Origin of the sequence: Streptomyces sp. NPDC056527, assembly GCF_042794475.1 — a bacterium.
Classification (GTDB): domain Bacteria; phylum Actinomycetota; class Actinomycetes; order Streptomycetales; family Streptomycetaceae; genus Streptomyces.
The window spans coordinates 54045-70629 of record NZ_JBHTTQ010000016.1 but is presented as its reverse complement, the minus strand read 5'-3'; the positions used below and the strand labels follow the sequence as shown (position 1 = coordinate 70629).

Genomic DNA, 16585 nt, shown 5'->3' with positions numbered 1-16585 from the left:
CGTCGCACCCGAGGAGAAACGTGCCCCACGTGTCCGTGCCGGACCGCCGGTCCCTGCTGAAGGTGCTCGCCACCGTCCCCGCGGCCTCCATACTCGGTGGACCGGCCGCCGCGGCCCCCGCGACGGCGGCCTCCGGGCCAGGCATCGTCAAGCCGCTGCCGCCCGAGCTGTTCACGATCCGCGGGACCAACGCCGAGTCCCGCTTCGACTCCTTCCGGAACACCGGCCTCCTCACCCCCACGGACCGCTTCTTCGTCCGCAATCACACCTCCACCCCCGTCCTCGACGCCGCCACCTGGCGGCTCACCCTCTGGGGCGACGGACTGCACGGCCGCGGCCCCGTCCACTTCACCTACGGACAGCTGCGGGACCTCCCCTCCGTCACCCGGACGGCCCTGGTCGAGTGCGCCGGAAACGGCCGCAGCCTCTACGCCACCCAGCAGGGCGAGACCGTCAGCGGTACCGCCTGGACCCTCGGCGCGGTCGGCGCCGCCCGCTGGCGCGGGGCCCGCCTCTCCGACGTGCTGCGCCGCGCCGGGATCGCCGCGGACGCCGTGGACGTACAGCCGAGCGGCCTGGACGACGAGTACGTCACCGGGGGCGTGAACCTCGGCCGGGTCCGCCGGCCGCTGCCGGTGGCCAAGGCGCTCGACGACGTGATCCTCGCGTACGAGATGAACGGCGAGCCCCTTCCGTACGACCACGGACACCCGGTCCGCCTCGTCGTGCCGTCCTGGGTCGGCATCGCCTCCATCAAGTGGCTCGGCGACATCCAGGTCTCCACCATCCCGCTCTCCTCGCCCTGGTCCACCGACTACTACCGGCTCTTCGGCGCGGCGCATCCCCCCGGCGGCAGCGCGCCGATCACCCGCCAGACTCTCAAGTCCGGGTACGAGCTCCCCTTCGGCGCCACGCTGGAGGCCGGCCGCGTCCACCACCTCACCGGCCGTGCCTGGTCCGCCCTCGCGCCCGTGCGCAGGGTGGAGTTCTCGGCCGACGGCGGCGCCCGATGGCGCCCCGCCCGGCTCCTCGACGCCCCCCGACGTGACGGCTGGGTCCGCTGGACCGTGCCGTGGCGCCCGCACCGCACCGGCCCGGCGACCCTGCTCTCCCGTACCACCGACGCGGCCGGGAACGTCCAGCCCGAGCGGGCCGTCCACAACACCCAGGGCTACCTCTTCAACGCGGTGGTCCGACACCCGGTCGCCGTCGTCTGAGGCAGCGAACCTCCCCGAACCTTCGTATAAAGGGCACTGTGGGCGCCGTGCGGGCGCGAACCGGTGCTCCAGGAGGTACGGGAGATGAGGCAGACGGCTCCGGAAGGCCGCGGACCGGTGCGCTACGGCCCTCCGGCACCGGAACCGGGTCTGCCCGTACTCCCGGGACTCGCCGCGATCCTCGCCGCCGCCGCCGGCCGCACCACCGTCGAACCACCCGGCGGCGGGCCCGTGCTCCGCGAGGCCGCCAGCGGCTACTGGTGGCGGCGCGGCCTGCGCACCCACGGCGAGGACGTGGTCGCGGCCCCGGGCGCGCAGCCCCTGCTGCTCGCCCTGATCGCCGCCCACGGCGGCGACGTCCTGATGCCCCGGCCGTGCCCCGCCTGGTGGACCCCGCAGGCCCGTCTCCTGGGCCGCCCCGCCTATCACGTGCCCACCCCCGCCGAGTGCGGTGGCGTACCCGACCCGTACGCCCTGCTCGAAACCGTCCGCCGGGTCCGGGCCGAGGGCGGCCACCCGCGGCTGCTGCTGCTCTCCGTCGCCGACGACCCCACCGCCACCGTCGCGCCGCCCGAACTCGTCCGCGAGGCATGCGAGGCAGCCGTCGCCGAGGGGCTGCACATCATCAGCGACGAGACCTGGCGCGACACCCTGCACCGGCGCCACGACACCGTCCTCCTCAGCCCCGCCGAGATGTGCCCGGACGACGTCACCGTCCTGTACGACCTGGCCGGCGCCCTCGCCCCGGTCGCCTGGCCCTGCGCCGTCGCCCGCTTCCCGCCCACCGACCCCTCACGCGCCGACCGCTACACCGACCCCCGCGCCCGCACCCTCGACATCCTCACCGCGCTCGGCGCCTTCGTCGCGGGACCGGTCGCCCCCGCCGCCGCGCACGCCCTCGACGAGCCGGAGGACGTCACCGTACGGGCGGCCCTCTCCGCCGGTCTCCACGCGCGCGTGGCCGCCGCCGCGCACCGGGCGGTCCTCACCGCCGGCGCGCTCGCCCGGCCCCCGCAGGCCGGCCGCCACCTCTACGCCGACCTCGGCCCGCTCCGGGCCGGGCTCGCCGCCCGGGGTGTCACCGACTCCATGGAGCTGGAGAACCACCTCAGCGAGCGGCTCGGCACCCCGGTCCCCGGCGGGCACCGTTTCGGCGACGAGATCGGCGCCCTGCGCGTGCGGTTCGACACCGGAGCCTTCCTCGGATCGACGGAGGAGGAGCGGATGGAGTCCCTCACCGCGGCGGAGCCGGTGGAATTGCCGCACGTGGCCCGCGCGTTGAGCTCCTTCGGAGCGGCGCTGGAGGAACTCCGGTGACACCCGGGACACTTCGGACCCCCGTACGCCCGTAGCACGTCCTCGACGACCTGCGCAGAACGGAGCTCGCAGATGACGGAACAGACGGCACGGCCCGCGCGGGCCCCACGGACCGGATCCGACGGCCGGGCCGCATCGGACGGCCGGATCGGGTCGGAGGACCGGACCGCATCCGACGGGCGGACCGCACCCGCACCTGCCGCATCCGACGGCCTGACCGCTCCCGCCGCCCCCGTCCTCCAGCCCCTCGGCCGGACCAGGACCGACTGGCCGCGTTCCTTCGCCGACCGGCTCACCGCGCCGCTCCCCGGCGTCCGCGCGATGGCCCGGCTCGCCCGCGAGGGCGCCGTGCGCCCCGGCCCGGAAGGTCTGCGCGACATCCCGCTGCTGCCGTTCGCCCCCGGCCCGCTGCCCGCCGCCGGGCCCGACACGCTCGCCGTCACCTGGGCCGGCCACGCCAGCTGGATCCTGCGCGTCGGCGGTCTGACCGTTCTCACCGACCCCGTCTGGTCCCGTCGGATCCTCGGCACCCCGACCCGGATCACCCCCGTCGGGGTGCGCTGGGAGGACCTGCCACCGGTGGACGCCGTCGTCATCAGCCACAACCACTTCGACCACCTCGACGCCCCCACCCTCAAACGGCTGCCCCGGGACACCCCCGTCTTCGTCCCCGCCGGTCTCGGCCGCTGGTTCACCCGTCGCAGATTCCACCGGGTCACCGAACTCGACTGGTGGGAGGCGGCCGAACTCGACGGTGTGCGCTTCGAGTTCGTCCCCTCGCACCACTGGTCCAAGCGGACCCTCCTCGACACCTGCCGCTCGCTGTGGGGCGGCTGGGTCCTCACCGACCCCTTCGACCGCCGGGTCTACTTCGCCGGCGACACCGGCTACGGCCACTGGTTCGCCGAGATCGGGCGCCGCCACCCCGGGATCGACCTCGCGCTGCTCCCCATCGGCGCCTACGCCCCCCGCTGGTGGCTCAGCGACGTCCACACCGACCCCGAGGAGGCCGTCCGCGCCTTCCAGGACCTCGGGGCACGGCGGATGGCGCCGATGCACTGGGCGACCTTCGTCCTCTCCGCCGAGCCGGTCCTCGAACCCCTCACCCGGGTCAGGGCCGCCTGGGAGCGGGCCGGACTGCGCCGCGAGGACCTGTGGGACCTCCCCGTCGGCGCCTCACGCGTGCTTCTGCCCTGACCTGCTGTCGCGCCCGGCTCCCCGTATCCGCCGCCACAGCGCGGGAGCCCCGCTGATCAGCACCGTCAGCGCCACCGCCGCCAGCACGCCCTGCCACGGATCGGGGAACAGCGAGCCGCCGAGGATCCCGATCAGCTGGTACGTCGCCGCCCACGCCAGACAGGCCGGCACGTCCCCACGGACGAACCGGCGCAGCGGCACCCGCGCCAGCAGACACGCCAGCATCACCGGAATCCGCCCGGCCGGCACCAGCCGCGACAGCACGAGCACCGACACCTGGTGGGTCTCCAGCTTCGCCTGCGCCTGCGCGAGGCGGTCGGGGGCGGCCCGGCCCCGCAGCACCTCCAGCCAGCGCGAGCCGTTCCGCGACCGCACCCCGCGCTGCCCCAGCCAGTACAGCGTCACATCGCCCAGGAGCGCGGCGGAGGCCGACACCAGGAACACGAAGAGCAGCGACAGCGGAGACGTCTGGTGGAAGGCGACCACGGCCGCCGAGCTGACGATCGCGCCCGTCGGTACGACCGGCACCAGCGAACCCAGCGCCACCAGCGCGAACAGCGTGGGATAGCCGACCGCCTGCTGCGTCGACTCGGGCGGCAGGTCCCGTACCGCCCCCATCAGATCGATCACGGGGCGACCTCGGGCCGCACCCGCTCGCCGTGGCCGAGGAGGTGCACCGCCACCTTCGGCGCGAGCCGCGCCGCGTGCCGGACGAACTCGTCGCCCGGGGCATGGAACTCGTGCGGCCGGATGGCGTCCATGCCGATCGGCCAGTACGTGCCGTAGTGCACCGGGACCGCCGCCGCGGGGGAGAGCGCCGCGAGCGCCCGCGCCGCGCGCCGCGCGTCCAGATGCCCGTGTCCCAGATAGGGACCCCAGCCGCCCACCGGCAGCAGCGCCACGTCCACCGGGCCGACCGCCTCGGCCATCCCGTCGAAGAGACCGGTGTCGCCGGCGAAGTACGTCCGGGCCTCGCCCTCGACGACATACCCGAGCGCGGGGGAGCGGTGCGGCCCCAGCGGAAGCCGCCGGCCGTCGTGCAGCGCCGGTACGGCCCGCACGGTCACGCCCTCCACCGTCACCGCGTCGCCCGGCTCCAGCTCCGTCAGCCGCAGACCCCGGCCGTCGAGCCTCCGCAGCCCCGCCACCGCGCCCGGCGCGCCGCGCGGCACGATCAGCCGCGTCCCGGGCGCGAGCCGGGCCAGCGAGGGCAGATGCAGATGGTCGGCGTGCAGATGGGAGACGAGCACCGCCTCCGCGGCCGCGGCCTCGGGCGGCGGCAGCGCGCCGCGGCGCCGCCGCAGATGCGCGAGCCGGCGCGCGAAGAGCGGATCGGTGAGGAACCGGACCCCGGAGTCCTCGACCGTGCAGGTGGCATGACCCCACCAGGTGACCTCCACCGGTACGCCGCCTTCCGCCCGAGTCGATGCGCTGATACCGAGGGTAGATGTCCCGAGCGGGCGACGCGGGGCGTCCGAGGCGGGTCGCGGGGGTAGCGATCGTGGAGCAAGGCGATGGGAGCCGTGGTGAGCACGATGGGGACGACCTGCCATTCGATGCAGTGTCCGCGCTGCGGGGGCGTGCTGGCCGTGACCCAGGACGGCTGGCAGATCTGTCATACGTGTGGCTACTCCTCGCCACCGTGAGGCCCGGGAGCGGTGGGAAGGGACGCCCTCCTCGCCCGAGCCGGTTCGGAGTAGGGTCGCTCCATGGACGACGTTCGGGTGGCGGCGATCGCCAGCCTCACCCCGCTCGAGGAACTCGACAGCGACCCCTTCCTGGTCGACACCCGCAGCCAGCACGCGATGTGCGCCCGGTGGGCCCTGCACAAGGGCTACGTCGTGGCGAGACAACTGCTCTGCTACGGGATCCGGCCCGACCACGCCGCGCTCTGGGCCGATGTGGACGCCGGGCACGTCGACCTCTTCGTCGCCCCCAACGAACGGGTGCTCGCACGGGCGTTGACCGACGTGCCGGCGTTCTTCGCGGAGTGCGAGCGACGGGGCGTACGGCTGGAGACCGCGGGTCTCGACGAGCCGGTGTACGACGCCGCGGCCAAGGCCGACGTGCACCGCCGCCTCTCGATGCCCACGGCCGGCTACGACGGTTGTTAGTGCCGTCCTCCGGTGTCCGCGCACCCCTTTCCCGCCCTGACCGCGCCCCTGGGTGATGTGCCACGCTTGAGGCAGGTAACGGGTGAAAGGTGAACCAGGCGTGGGTGACGGGCGATGGCGTACCGCCGGCCGCTGGCGGACCGCGGGGAGCGCGCTGGTGCGGGTGGTCGTGGTCTGGGCGGTGTCGACGCTGACCATGCTGGCCCTGGCCGGACTGCTGCCCGACTTCCAACTCCAGTCCGCCGACGGCGACAGCATCACCCGTACCGCCCTCACCGCGGTCTGGGGCGCCGGTGCGTTCGGTCTGCTCGGCGCGCTGGTGTGGCCCGTGATCGTCCGGGCGCTGCTGCTCGTACCGGCCCTGGTCCTCGGCCTGTTGGTGTTCTTCCTCAACGGTTCCCTGCTGCTGATCGCGCTCTGGCTCATCCCCGACGGCCGCGGCGCCGCCGACCCGGAGACCGCCGTCGTGGTCGCCGCGGTGATGTCGGCCGTCGCCTCGGCCACCTCCACCGCGCTCGCGGTCCGCGACGACGACGCCTATCGCCGCCGCCTCTACCGGCTCGCCGACCGCAGGCGCCCCCGGGCCGTGAACGGGGGTCCGCGCACGCCACCGGGCGCAGGGGGAGGCCCCGAACCCGTCCCCGGCACGCTCTTCCTGCAACTCGACGGCGTCGGGCACCTGGTGCTGCGGGACGCCGTGGCCGACGGGCTGATGCCCACCGTCGCCGACTGGCTCGACAGCTCCCACCGGCTCACCCCCTGGCGCACCGACTGGTCGAGCCAGACAGGCGCCAGCCAGCTCGGCATCCTGCACGGCTCCAACGAGGACGTGCCCGCCTTCCGCTGGTACGAGAAGGACAGCGGCCGGCTGATGGTCTCCAACCGCCCCGCGAGCGCCGTCGAGCTCCAGCGGCGGGCCATCGAGCGCACCGGGGACGGCGGGCTGCTGACCGTCGACGGCGCCTCCCGGGGCAACCTCTTCAGCGGCGGCGCCGACCAGCTCGCCCTCGTGCTGTCGATGGCCGCCCGCCGCGGTCGGCGCAACCGCTCGCGCGCCGGGTACTTCACCTACTTCTCCGACCCCGCCAACGCGGTCCGTACGGCGGGGTCGTTCGTCGCCGAGGCCGCCCGCGAGGTGGTCCAGTCGATCCGGGCGCGGCTGCGCAAGGAGACCCCGAGGGTCTCGCGGGGCGGCACCTACCCCTTCATCCGGGCCTTCGCCACCGTGGTGGAGCGCGATGTCGTCGTGGCCGCGGTGATCGGGGACCTGCTGGCCGGGCGGACCGCCGTCTACGCCGACCTCGTCGCCTACGACGAGGTGGCCCACCACTCCGGCCCGCACGGCCATGACACCGACCGCGTCCTCGCCCGGCTCGACCGTTCGCTCGCGCTGATCGCCAAGGTCGCCGAGCACGCGCCCCGCCCGTACCGGATCGTGCTCCTCTCCGACCACGGCCAGAGCCCCGGAGAGACCTTCGAGGGCGCGTACGGGCTCACCCTGCGGGATCTCGTACGCGCCGGATGCGGGCTGCCCGTGCCGCGCCGGGTCCGGCGGAACCGCTGGGGGCACCCCCAGACGGAGTCTGGGGAGGGCTCGGAGGCCAGGGACGCGGCGCGCGACGCGCTGCGCAGCGCGCTGCACCGACCGGTGGACGAGGACGGGGGAGCGGTGCCCGACAAGGCCGGGCCCGTCGTGCTCGCCTCCGGCAACCTGGGGCTCATCTCCTTCCCCGGCGTGCCGCACCGGATGACCCGCGAGGAGATCGAGCGCCGCCACCCCGCGCTCCTGCACACCCTCGCCAACCATCCGGGCATCGGCTTCCTGCTGGTCGCGAGCGCCGAGCACGGCTCGGTCGTGCTCGGCAGGGACGGCGCGGAGGTGCCGGTCGCCGAGCTCGCCGACGACGGGCCGCTCGCGGTCTTCGGGCGGGGGGCGGCGGACGCGGTACGGCGCACGGACGGGTTCCCGCACGTCGCCGACATCATGGTCAACTCGATGTACGACCCGGCGACCGGCACCGTGCATGCCTTCGAGGAGCAGATCGGTTCGCACGGCGGTCTCGGCGGCGAGCAGTCGCACCCCTTCCTGCTCTCGCCCGTGGAATTCTCGGCGCCGGTCGCGGCCGGGGCCGAACTCGTGGGCGCCGAGCAGCTCCACCGGGTGCTGCGCCGCTGGCTGAGAGAGTGCGTGGGGCCGCAGGTGCCGCTGGAGATTTCCCCGCCCACACGCGATGCGGAAGCGTTTCTTCCGGTCAAGGGCATCGCCGGACCGGACAAAAGCAGCTGATTTGGTGGGGCGTCTCGCCTGCCGGACCATGGTCGGGTTTGCACGACGAGAGGCGCACCACCCCCCATGAGCACGGCCATATCCGAACAGTCCGCAGAAGAGACCAAGCACGCCCGGCGATTCGGACTGCCGATCGCCACCGCCCTGGTCATGGGCAACATCATCGGCGGCGGAATCTTCCTGCTCCCCGCCTCCGTCGCCCCCTTCGGCACGATCAGCCTGGTCGCCTTCGGCGTCCTCACCCTGGGCGCGATCGCCCTCGCCCTCGTCTTCGGCCGGCTCGCCCACCGCCACCCGCAGACCGGCGGCCCGTACGTCTACGCCCGTGCCGCCTTCGGCGACTTCGCGGGATTCCTCGCGGCCTGGTCGTACTGGATCACCGCCTGGGTCTCCAACGCGGCCCTCGCCGTGGCCGCCGTCGGCTACCTCGACGTGCTGATCCCCGTCCACGAGTCGAAGCTCGCGACCATCGCCGCGGCGCTCACGCTCCAGTGGCTTCCCGCGCTCGCCAACCTCGCCGGGACCCGGTACGTGGGGGCCGTGCAGCTCGTCGCGACCGTCCTCAAGTTCGTGCCGCTCCTCCTGGTCGCCGTCGGCGGACTGTTCTTCTTCGACAGCGCCAACCTCGGACCGTTCCAGGCCGGCGAGGGCGGCGCGCTCGGCGCGGTCTCCGCCTCCGCCGCGATCCTGCTCTTCAGCTACCTGGGCGTCGAGTCCGCGGCCGTCAGCGCGGGCGAGGTCCGCGATCCGCGGCGCAACGTCGGCCGTGCCACCGTCCTCGGCACCCTGGGCGCCGCCGCGATCTACCTCCTGGGCACGCTCGCCGTCTTCGGTACGGTCGCCCACGACCGGCTCGTCGAATCCTCCGCGCCGTTCTCGGACGCCGTGAACGCCATGTTCGGCGGCTCGTGGGGTGGCGCCGCCATCGCCTGTATGGCTCTCGTCTCCGTGGTCGGCGCGCTCAACGGCTGGACCCTGCTGAGCGCCCAGACCCCTTACGCGGCCGCGCGCGACGGGCTCTTCCCGCAGGTCTTCGCCCGGAAGCGGCGCGGCGTCCCGACCGTCGGCGTCCTCGTCACCGTCGTCCTGGCCTCGCTGCTGACGGTCTACAACTACACGGTCGGCACCGAGGGCGTCTTCGAGATCCTCGTCCTCGTCACCACCTTCACCGCCACCGTCCCCTACCTGCTGTCGACAGCCGCCCAGATCTACTTCCTGCTCTCCGGCCGGTCCGAGCGCGTCGACCGCGCCCGTCTGATCCGCGACGGGGTCCTGGCCGGGGCCGCCTTCGGCTTCTCCATGTGGCTCGTGGCGGGCTCGGGGTACGCGGCGGTGTACCAGGGCGTGCTGTTCCTCTTCGCAGGTGTGCTCGTGTACGCGTGGATGTCGGCCCGCAAGGTGCGGCGGGAGACCGAGCCGACCGGCCCGGACCCCGTCTCCGTGCCGGGTCCGGCGCGGGCGGCCGACGGCGCGTCCGAGCGCGTGAATTCGGGCGCTTCCGCGTAGGCCGCCCGGGCGGAATCGCCGCCCGCCGCGGCACGTCGGGCCCGTAGCGGGGCAGTACGCATCTCCGTGAGCCCCGCTCCCGTGTCGCGTACCGAACCCGCCGTCCCGGCGGGCGAGCCGGTGCGCGACGGGGCCGGGTACGACGCGGAGGCACCGGCCGGACACGGCGCCCACACGGGCGCCCCGCCCCCCGCCGGCCGACGCAGGCACCCCCGAGCCTCCGCCCTCGGGCGGGCCGTGGTTCCGGTGCTGCTCGTGCTGGCCGCCCTCTTCGGGACCTACGGCGGCGCCGTAGGCCCCGGAGCGGGCGAGGTGCTGCCCGCCGCGGCCGGCGCGGCCGACCCCGGTGCGGAGACGCACGAGGCGGGTGAGGCCGAGCCCACCGCCGCGGCTCCCCGGAGCCGCTCGCGCCACGGGGCCGCACCCCGCGACGGCGGTCGCCGGCGCGGACCGGCGGCGTCCGGCCCCGCCGTCGCACCCGTACCCGTGCCCGTACCGAGCCCGCGCGACGACGCCCGGCGGTGCGTGGTGATGCGCTGCTGAGAGGCCCGTACCTCTCACAGCACCCTCACCCCCCACCGCAAGGAGCTTCGCCATGCCCGTCGACCCCTTCGCCGTCCTCCGCGCCCTTCTGCGGGCCGAGGCCGCCCGCAACGCACGCGGCGCGTCCGCCGAGCCGGAACGCGCCCCGGCCCGTGAGCCGGAACCCGTCCGCGAGGAGCGTCCCGCCCGCTAGGGCGTGTTGCGAAAGTCCCGCCTGCCCCGCGACGCTCCCCCAGCTACCGCTGGGAGGTACCCCCAGGCACGCACTCCCCCGTAGCCCTTCGGGCACGGGAGGTGCGCCCACGCTGTGTTGGAGGGATCGCCCGAGTACGCCCGGTACGAGGGCGACCCTCCGCCTTGCGAGCGCACGCTTGCCCAAGCTCTCGGCTGCGCTTGAGCAGGGGAGACCCCCATGACGCCGCGGGGCCCGCCCTGCGGGCGGACGGCGCTACTTTCGCAACACGTCCTAGGACCGGGCCGGCGGGCGGAGTTGCGGAGCGGTGCACCGTGCACGAGGATCATCCGATGATCCCGGCCGACCGGTACGCCACTCCCGATCGGTCCGCCGGCCCCGCCGACCGGCTGAAGCCGTTCGGCATGCGGCTCCTCGCCGTCGCCCGGCACCCCTACTGGGACCGCCCCGACCCCTCGTACCTGATCCGCCGCTGGCCCGATCTCACCGCGCTCTGCCTCGCCACGCTCTTCTTCTGGTCCTCCCTCACACCCTCGCTCGTCCCGCGCCCCTGGTACCTCCAAGCGCTCGTCGGCGGTATCACCGCCGCCATCGGCTACGCCCTCGGTTCCGTCCTGGCCTGGCTCTTCCGGGCGCTCGTGCGAGGGCGCCCCGGAGAGCGGGCGCGGGCCAGATGCTGGCAGGTGTACTGGGTGGTGGCCCCCGCCCTCTCGATCCGGCTGATCTCCGAGAGCGCCCAGATGCAGCGTCAGCTCCGGGTCCTGCAAGGTCTGCCGACCGCCCTCACCTGGCACACCCCGATGATCGCGCTGATGGCGATCGGGCTCCTGCTCGCGCTCCTCCTCGTCGCCCGCGGCGTCCGCCTCGGCTCCGCCAAGCTGATCCGGCTGCTGGGCCGGCTCCTGCCCAAGCCCGTCGCCTTCGCGGTCGGGGCCGTGTTCTCCACCCTCGTCGTGCTCGTCGGCGTCCGGGACGTGGTCTTCGACCGGGGGATCATCGACGTCGCCGACCGGATCGCCGAGGCCACCAACGGCGATACCAAGGACGGCATCCACCCACCCGTCTCGCGGTACGTCTCGGGCGGCCCGGGCTCCCTGCTCCGCTGGGAGAACCTCGGGCTGCAGGGCCGCAACTTCACCGGCGCCGTACCGACCGGCGACGGCATCGCGGCCTGGAGCGGGCGCCCGGCCCTCGACCCGGTCCGCGTCTACATACCCTCCGCGGTGCCCGCCGCCTTCGAGGACGAGCGCCCCTTCAGGGCCCAGGCCGCACTGGCCGTCCGGGAACTGGAGCGCACCGGCGCCTTCGAACGCCGGGTGCTCGTCGTCGCCGGCACCACCGGCACCGGCTGGGTGAACCCGAACGTCGCCGAGCCGCTGGAGTACATGTACGGCGGCGACACCGCGATCGTCGCCGTCCAGTACTCGTACCTGCCCAGTTGGGTCTCCTTCCTCGTCGACAAGGAGAAGGCGGGCCAGGCGACCCGGGAACTCGTCCGGGCCGTGCGCGCCCGCCTCGACGCGCTCCCCGCCGAGGACCGGCCCAAGCTCCTCGTCACCGGCGAGAGCCTCGGCGCCTACGCCGTCGAGGCGTCCTTCGACGGCCCCGACGACATGCTCGCCCGGACCGACGGGGCGCTGCTCCTCGGCGCCCCCGACTTCTCCCCGGCGTCCCGGGAGATCCGCCGCGACCGGGACCCCGGCAGCCCGGTGTGGCGCCCGCAGTACCAGGGCGGAGCACAGGTGCGCTTCGCCCAGTTCCCGCAGGCGGACCTCGTCAGGCCCCCGGCCCGCTGGGAGTGGCCCCGCGCGGTCTATCTGCAGAACGCCTCCGACCCGATCGTCTGGTGGTCGCCGGACCTCCTCCTGGAGCGCCCCGACTGGCTGGACCATCCGCTCGGCCCGGACATCACGCCCGAGATCGACTGGTTCCCCTTCGTCGCCTTCTGGCAGACCTCGATCGACATGGCCGTCTCGTACGAGGTCCAGGCGCCGCACGGCCACCGCTACGGCACGGGCGCCGTCGACGGCTGGGCGGCGGTCGCCCCGCCCGAGGGGTGGACGGACGCCGACACGACCCGGCTGCGCGCCTTCATCAAGGACCGCAAAGCCGCGTACTGAGTACACGGCGGCGGATCAGCCGCTTCAGCCGGCTTCCTGGACGCTCTTCTCCGCGGTGCCCCTGCCGTGCAGGGTGACCAGCGTCGTCAGACCGGCGGCGAGGACGACGAGTGCGACGAGGGCCGGGACAAGGGCGACGAGAGCGCCGGCCGCCAGCGCGCACACCCCGCCCACGGCGAGGACCGTCGGACGTCGGCCGGAGGTGCGCAGCACGATGGCGGCCCCGCCGAGCAGGAAGACGCCGACTCCGCCCGTCAACGACCAGGCCACGACGCCGTGCAGCGGTTCGGAGAGGTCGTAGTGGCCGGTGTCCGCGACCTGTTGCAGGACCTTCTTCATCCCGAGCGCGCACAGCACCACACCCGCGACCAGCGGAAGGTGCAGGAAGGTGTACACGTCCCGGGCGAACCGGGTCCGCTCGTCGCCCTCCAGCGCCTCCAGCCGATGCTCCGCCCCCTCCGCCAGCCGCCGGAAGTACAGCGCCCAGAGCGCGGCCGAGAGGAGCAGCCCGGCCGCCGCGGCGCCCAGGACCGCGACCGTGATCGGGAAGCCGGACACCCCGACGCCCATCGCCACGATCGACTCGCCGAGCGCGATGATGACGATCAGTCCGTGCCGCTCGGAGAAGTGTCCGGGGGAGTTGACCCGCCAGCCGGAGGCTCCGGTGACATAGATCCCGCCGTAGTCGATGACCACCGCGCCCAGCCACAGCAGGAGTTGGACCTTGCCCGTGTACGCGGAGCCGATGAGGAGCAGCACCAGCGGCGGCGCCACGGAGAGCAGCGCCGTACGCCGCAGGGTGGCCCGCAGGGCGGTGTCGTCGGGGCTGGAGATCCAGTACGAGACCAGATGGAGGGTGCGCACGGCTCCGTAACAGAGCACGAAGAGGAGCGGGGCCGAGAGCCCGCCGGGTGCGTCCGCGAACACCTCGGGCACCACGAGCGACACGATGAAGACGACGGCCATCACGACGACGAGCACCGCGAACAGCGCCCCGGAGTCGGCCCGTACGACATTGCCCAGCCAGGCGAAGCAGCACCAGCACCACCACAGCAGCGCGAGCACGATCATCGCGCCGACCACCCGCATCGTCGACGGATCGGCCGCCATCAGGGCGGTCACCTGAGTGATCGCGTACACGAAGACCAGGTCGAAGAAGAGTTCAGCGGGCGTCACCCGGTGGTCGTCCCCGGCCGCGACCATCCGCGCTCGGTCCTTGCGCCGTGCCATGTGAGCTCCCCGCGTCCTCGGTACGGCCCCCGCCGCCACGGCGCGAACAATACCCACGACCGGCGGCGGGCGAAGCGATCTCCGGGATCAGGCGGACCGAGGTCACGCCACCGTCCGTGCGTCGATCTCGGCGATCAGGGCCTCGATGCGCGTCCTGATCTCGTCGCGGATGGGGCGGACGGCGTCGACGCCCTTGCCGGCCGGGTCTTCGAGGGCCCAGTCGAGGTACCTCTTGCCGGGGAAGACCGGGCAGGCGTCGCCGCAGCCCATGGTGATGACGTAGTCGGACGCCTGGACGGCCTCGGTGGTCAGGACCTTCGGCGTGGCGGCGGAGATGTCGACGCCGACCTCCCTCATGGCCTCGACCGCGGACGGGTTGACCTGGTCGCCCGGGACGGATCCGGCGGAGCGGACCTCGATCCGGTCGCCCGCGAGATGGCTCAGGAATCCGGCTGCCATCTGGGAGCGGCCGGCGTTGTGGACGCAGACGAAGAGCACGGAGGCGAGCGGAGCGGTCATCGGTTCTTCCTTGGGGGCGGGAACGGTGCGGGGGAGGTTCGTCGGTCGACGGCTTGGGGAGAGCTCGTCTACCGCGAGACGTCCGTCGGGAAGGGCCAGGTCCGAAGCCCTCGGTCATGTCTGCATGGGGACCCCCTGGGCTCACGGGGTCAGCCCAGCCTGGTATCAGCGCCGAGTGATGTGACAGTATCAGTCCATGCTGACGTCAGTCGATACTGATCTGATCCGGATTCTGGGTGATCCCCTGCGCCTCCGGATCGTGACTCTGCTCGCCCGCGAGACGCTGTGCACCACTCACCTCGTGGAGGAGACCGGTGCCAAGCAGACCAACCTCTCCAACCACCTGAAGGTGCTGCGCGAGGCCGGGGTCGTCGAGACCGAACCCTGCGGCCGGTTCACCTACTACCGCCTCAAGCCGGACGTCATCGAAGGCCTGGCCGCGCAGTTCGCCGCCCTCGCCGAGGCCGCGCGCGCCAACGCCGACACCAAGAGAGCCTGCCCGTAACGCTCTCGCCCCACCTGCCGAGGAGACCCAGCCAGTGACCGCCACCGAGCCCGCCGCGAGCGACGCCATAGCCGCCGACACGTCGCCGCGGCCCGCCCCCGGCGCCACCCCGCCCCGCACCCCGCTCGCCGCCCGAGCCACCGCCGAATTCGTCGGCACCGCCGCCCTGGTGGCGATCGTCGTCGGCTCCGGCATCCAGGCCACCGGCCTCACCGACGACGTCGCCCTGCAGCTGCTCGCCAACTCCACCGCCACCGTCTTCGGCCTCGGCGTCCTGATCGCCCTCCTCGGGCCGGTGTCCGGCGCGCACTTCAACCCTGCGGTCACGCTGGCCGAATGGTGGACGGCCAGGCGCGGGGGCGCCGGTGTGAACGGCCGTGAGCTGGCGGCCTACATCCCCTCCCAGGTCCTCGGCGCGATCGCGGGCGCGATCCTGGCGGACGCGATGTTCGGCGAGCCGCTGGTGAAGTGGTCCACGCACGACCGCTCGGCAGGCAACCTCCTCCTCGGCGAGGTCGTGGCCACGGCCGGACTGATCCTGCTGATCTTCGGCCTGGCCCGCACCGACCGGCTCCGCTTCGCCCCCGTCGCGGTCGCCTCCTACATCGGCGCCGCGTACTGGTTCACCTCGTCCACGTCCTTCGCGAACCCGGCAGTGACCATCGGCCGTGCCTTCACCGACACCTTCGCCGGCATCGCCCCCGCCTCCGTCCCCGCGTTCGTGGGCATGCAGCTGATCGGCGCGGCCATGGGCCTCGCCCTGGTCGCGGTCATCTTCATGCGAGGCAGGACGACCACGGCCTGAACGCGCGGCAGGACGACCGCGGCCTGAACGCGAGGCGGGACGGCCACGGCCGGACGTGAGACAGGACGACCGCCGCCTGAGGTGGCTCGTGGACGTGGCGGCGATCGGTCCGGGCTCGCCGCCGGCCTCGCCTACGGCACCGCGCCGGCTTGGGCCAGGATCGCGGCCCGAGCGGCAATCGGCACCGGATCCGGGATCACGCCGAGCGGCTGCCCTCTCCGTCCGGGCGGGGGACGGCGGCCGCGGCGGCCCGCGTCTGCAACGCGTCCAGTACTGCTTCGTGCGCGGTGTCCACCGCGATGTCCAGCCGGATCCCCTCCGGGCAGGGGCTGACGGTGAAGGTGAAGAACGAACAGCAGCCGCTCTCGCGCGCCGCCAGATCACGCACCGCCTGATCCACGACCGGCTCGCCGTCGAGCACCATCTCGAGCCTCAGTCGGTCCGGCCGGGACACGTTCATCAGGTGCTGGGTGAACAGCGAGTCGAACTCCGCGACCCGTAGCGGCCGCGCGGCCGTGGGAAGGGTGCAGGAGTCCGGTACCCAGGTGGTCATCGTGGCCACCTCCCTTCGATGCCCGCTTCCGCCCTCGGGGCTATGCGGTGGCGGCCTTGGTGAGCAGCTGTCCCATGGCGGCGAGGACGGCCGGCTCGACGCGGTAGTAGACCCAGGTGCCGCGCCGCTCGGAGGAGAGCAGGCCGGCTTCCTTCAGCTTCTTCAGGTGGTGGGACACCGTGGGCTGGGAGACGCCGACGTCGGAGATGTCGCAGACGCACGCCTCGCCGCCCTCGTGCGAGGCGACCGCGGAGAAAAGGCGCAGTCGGACGGGATCTCCCAGGGCCTTGAACATGACCGCGGTCCGTTCGGCCTCCTCCGCCGTCAGAGGGCGCTCGTTCAGCGGCGGGCAGCAGGGCTCGACCTCGGGCTCCAACAGCGGCAGCACCTTCACATTCGACATATGTCTATGTTGACACATGTCGAACCAAGCTCATGGGGCTCGGCGAGCTCCACGACGCCCTCTGGCGGCTTCCATA

General features: G+C 73.5%; 17 protein-coding genes. 11 read left to right on the top strand and 6 right to left on the bottom strand.

Annotated features, from left to right (window positions below; all coding sequences use genetic code 11):
- Positions 1-20 precede the first annotated feature (20 nt).
- The 3 genes from ACFQ7Q_RS11950 (at position 21) to ACFQ7Q_RS11940 (ending at position 3731) form a co-directional block, all read left to right on the top strand.
- Positions 21-1217, top strand: coding sequence for a sulfite oxidase (locus ACFQ7Q_RS11950; RefSeq protein WP_383552821.1), 1197 nt, complete (start codon positions 21-23; stop codon positions 1215-1217).
- An 84-nt stretch (positions 1218-1301) separates the two neighbouring features.
- Positions 1302-2534 carry an aminotransferase class I/II-fold pyridoxal phosphate-dependent enzyme gene (locus tag ACFQ7Q_RS11945; RefSeq protein WP_383552816.1) on the top strand — a complete coding sequence of 411 codons (1233 nt, stop codon included), beginning with the start codon at positions 1302-1304 and terminating at the stop codon, positions 2532-2534.
- A 72-nt stretch (positions 2535-2606) separates the two neighbouring features.
- Positions 2607-3731, top strand: coding sequence for an MBL fold metallo-hydrolase (locus tag ACFQ7Q_RS11940; protein ID WP_383552813.1), 1125 nt, complete (start codon positions 2607-2609; stop codon positions 3729-3731).
- On the opposite strand, the gene ACFQ7Q_RS11935 is transcribed toward ACFQ7Q_RS11940, so the two are convergent.
- Positions 3711-4349, bottom strand: coding sequence for a DedA family protein (locus ACFQ7Q_RS11935; RefSeq protein ID WP_383552903.1), 639 nt, complete (start codon positions 4347-4349; stop codon positions 3711-3713). The two genes, ACFQ7Q_RS11940 and ACFQ7Q_RS11935, sit on opposite strands and share 21 nt — an antisense overlap.
- A gap of 8 nt (positions 4350-4357) precedes the next feature.
- Positions 4358-5131 (bottom strand): MBL fold metallo-hydrolase, encoded by a 774-nt coding sequence (locus ACFQ7Q_RS11930; protein ID WP_383552811.1) that lies wholly within the window; start codon positions 5129-5131, stop codon positions 4358-4360.
- Positions 5132-5440: 309 nt separating this feature from the next.
- Here ACFQ7Q_RS11930 and ACFQ7Q_RS11925 point away from each other — a divergent pair, with 309 nt between their 5' ends.
- The 6 genes from ACFQ7Q_RS11925 (at position 5441) to ACFQ7Q_RS11900 (ending at position 12494) form a co-directional block, all read left to right on the top strand.
- Complete coding sequence (locus tag ACFQ7Q_RS11925) at positions 5441-5845, top strand: recombinase family protein (RefSeq protein WP_383552808.1); 405 nt, start codon at positions 5441-5443, stop codon at positions 5843-5845.
- A 100-nt stretch (positions 5846-5945) separates the two neighbouring features.
- Positions 5946-8132 carry a phage holin family protein gene (locus ACFQ7Q_RS11920; RefSeq protein ID WP_383552806.1) on the top strand — a complete coding sequence of 729 codons (2187 nt, stop codon included), beginning with the start codon at positions 5946-5948 and terminating at the stop codon, positions 8130-8132.
- A 66-nt stretch (positions 8133-8198) separates the two neighbouring features.
- Positions 8199-9638 (top strand): amino acid permease, encoded by a 1440-nt coding sequence (locus ACFQ7Q_RS11915; protein WP_383552803.1) that lies wholly within the window; start codon positions 8199-8201, stop codon positions 9636-9638.
- A gap of 81 nt (positions 9639-9719) precedes the next feature.
- Complete coding sequence (locus tag ACFQ7Q_RS11910) at positions 9720-10181, top strand: hypothetical protein (protein WP_383552800.1); 462 nt, start codon at positions 9720-9722, stop codon at positions 10179-10181.
- A gap of 52 nt (positions 10182-10233) precedes the next feature.
- The gene (locus ACFQ7Q_RS11905) at positions 10234-10374 is read left to right on the top strand and encodes a hypothetical protein (protein WP_383552797.1); all 141 of its coding nucleotides are present in this window, start codon (positions 10234-10236) and stop codon (positions 10372-10374) included.
- 404 nt (positions 10375-10778) lie between these two features.
- Positions 10779-12494, top strand: a complete 1716-nt coding sequence (locus ACFQ7Q_RS11900; protein WP_383552900.1) for an alpha/beta hydrolase — start codon at positions 10779-10781, stop codon at positions 12492-12494.
- A gap of 24 nt (positions 12495-12518) precedes the next feature.
- Here ACFQ7Q_RS11900 and ACFQ7Q_RS11895 read toward each other — a convergent pair whose 3' ends face one another.
- Both ACFQ7Q_RS11895 and ACFQ7Q_RS11890 read right to left on the bottom strand, forming a co-directional pair.
- Positions 12519-13724, bottom strand: coding sequence for a low temperature requirement protein A (locus tag ACFQ7Q_RS11895; protein WP_383552795.1), 1206 nt, complete (start codon positions 13722-13724; stop codon positions 12519-12521).
- 102 nt (positions 13725-13826) lie between these two features.
- Positions 13827-14243, bottom strand: coding sequence for an arsenate reductase ArsC (locus tag ACFQ7Q_RS11890; protein WP_383552792.1), 417 nt, complete (start codon positions 14241-14243; stop codon positions 13827-13829).
- Between the two features lie 196 nt (positions 14244-14439).
- Here ACFQ7Q_RS11890 and ACFQ7Q_RS11885 point away from each other — a divergent pair, with 196 nt between their 5' ends.
- Positions 14440-14748, top strand: coding sequence for an ArsR/SmtB family transcription factor (locus tag ACFQ7Q_RS11885; RefSeq protein ID WP_383552789.1), 309 nt, complete (start codon positions 14440-14442; stop codon positions 14746-14748).
- 34 nt (positions 14749-14782) lie between these two features.
- Positions 14783-15553 (top strand): aquaporin, encoded by a 771-nt coding sequence (locus ACFQ7Q_RS11880; RefSeq protein WP_383552787.1) that lies wholly within the window; start codon positions 14783-14785, stop codon positions 15551-15553.
- A gap of 196 nt (positions 15554-15749) precedes the next feature.
- Here ACFQ7Q_RS11880 and ACFQ7Q_RS11875 read toward each other — a convergent pair whose 3' ends face one another.
- Both ACFQ7Q_RS11875 and ACFQ7Q_RS11870 read right to left on the bottom strand, forming a co-directional pair.
- Positions 15750-16106, bottom strand: coding sequence for a hypothetical protein (locus tag ACFQ7Q_RS11875; RefSeq protein WP_383552784.1), 357 nt, complete (start codon positions 16104-16106; stop codon positions 15750-15752).
- Between the two features lie 40 nt (positions 16107-16146).
- On the bottom strand, positions 16147-16509 hold the full coding sequence (locus ACFQ7Q_RS11870; RefSeq protein ID WP_383552781.1) for an ArsR/SmtB family transcription factor: 363 nt from the start codon (positions 16507-16509) through the stop codon (positions 16147-16149).
- Positions 16510-16585 lie beyond the last annotated feature (76 nt).